The 1,532-nt window shown below is 57.7% G+C and carries 2 protein-coding genes; both read left to right on the top strand.

The features are described 5' to 3' along the window. On the top strand, positions 1 to 905 hold a 905-nt coding region (gene dxr / locus VGE80_RS10185), incomplete at its 5' end, for a 1-deoxy-D-xylulose-5-phosphate reductoisomerase (RefSeq protein WP_440592587.1). After that, the coding region (locus VGE80_RS10180) for a M50 family metallopeptidase (protein ID WP_440592586.1) at positions 878 to 1,532 on the top strand (655 nt) is incomplete at its 3' end. The genes dxr and VGE80_RS10180, both read left to right, overlap by 28 nt.

The raw sequence follows: 1,532 nt of genomic DNA, 5'->3' as shown, positions 1-1,532 counted from the left end.
CACACCCGGATGTGGACACCGTGGTCTGCGGGATCGTCGGAGCCGCCGGACTTCGTGGAGCATGGGCCGCGATTGAAGCCAGAAAACGGGTCGCCATCGCCAATAAAGAGACACTCGTCGTCGCGGGCCCGCTCGTCATGGACCTCGCCGCGAGAACAGGTGCAGACCTAATCCCCGTCGACAGCGAACATAGCGCCATCTTCCAGGCTCTCCTCGGAGGACGACGCAAAGACCTGAAGCGGATCGTGCTGACCGCCAGTGGCGGGCCGTTTCGTGGCTGGTCGAAAGAGCGGCTCGAACGCGATGTCACGATCGAACGGGCGCTGGCTCACCCCACCTGGCAGATGGGTCCCAAGATTACGGTCGACTCGGCCAGTATGATGAACAAGGCGCTGGAAGTGATCGAAGCGCGTTGGCTTTTCGATCTTGAATTCGACCAGATCGGCGTAATGATTCACCCGCAGTCCATCGTGCATTCGTTCGTCGAGTTCATTGATGGCAGCGTTCTCGCACAGCTTTCACCACCTGACATGAAGCTACCGATCCAGTACGCATTGACCTACCCAGAACGATGGACGGCTTCCGGTCCATCGATGAACTGGGCTCAATCGTACCAGCTCGAATTCTTCCCCCCGGATCTCGAAGCGTTTCCCGCTTTACAACTTGGATTTGAAGTCGCTCGCCGTGGGGGCACCTGCGGTGCGGTATTGAATGCGGGCAACGAAGTTGCCGTGCAGCGTTTTTTAGATGGCAGCTTGAAATTTACAGAGATCCCGCAAGCCTGCGGAGATATTCTGAACGGACACAACTTCGATGCTCAACCATCCCTGTCGGAGCTGCTTCGGCTGGATGAGTGGGCTCGAAAGGAGATGCAAGCATGGAAATCCTCGCAGTCGACTTGCTGAAGATCTTTAACAACCTGACTAACATCGGACTGGCGGCGATCGGGCTGGGTCTGGTGATCTTCTTACATGAATTGGGCCACTTCGCCGTCGCCAAGTGGTGCAATGTCTTTGTCGAGCGATTCAGCATCGGCTTCGGCCCCGTCCTCTTCAGCCGTAAGTGGGGCGAAACCGAATACGCCCTGTCACTGATCCCGTTCGGTGGTTACGTCAAGATGCTGGGTCAGGATGATGCCGACCCGAGTCAGCTTACCAACGAAGAAATCGCTCAGGACCCCCGGTCCTACGTCGCCAAGTCCGTCTTTCAGCGAATGGCGATCATCTCGGCCGGCGTGATTATGAACGTCCTGACCGCGCTGCTGTTCTTCGTCATTGTCTTCAAAACGGGCTTTCCCACATCGCCCTCACAGATTGGCAATGTCCGCCCCGGAATGCCCGCATGGGAGGCAGGACTGGATGCCGGCGATCGCATCAACAAGATCAACGACAGTTCCGTCAGCACTTTCCCGGAACTGCAGCTCGCCGTTGCACTCTCGTCCGGTCCGCTGAAGCTTGAGGGAACTCACGCTGATGGGTCCCCATTCCAGGTCACCGTCAATCCAGACGCGTCGGGCAATCATCCCCGTATCG

Origin of the sequence: Schlesneria sp. (assembly GCF_036405755.1) — a bacterium.
In the GTDB taxonomy this organism is placed as follows: Bacteria; Planctomycetota; Planctomycetia; order Planctomycetales; family Planctomycetaceae; genus Schlesneria; species Schlesneria sphaerica.
Note: the sequence above shows the minus strand (reverse complement) of the source record. Positions and strands in the feature narration are given on the sequence as shown.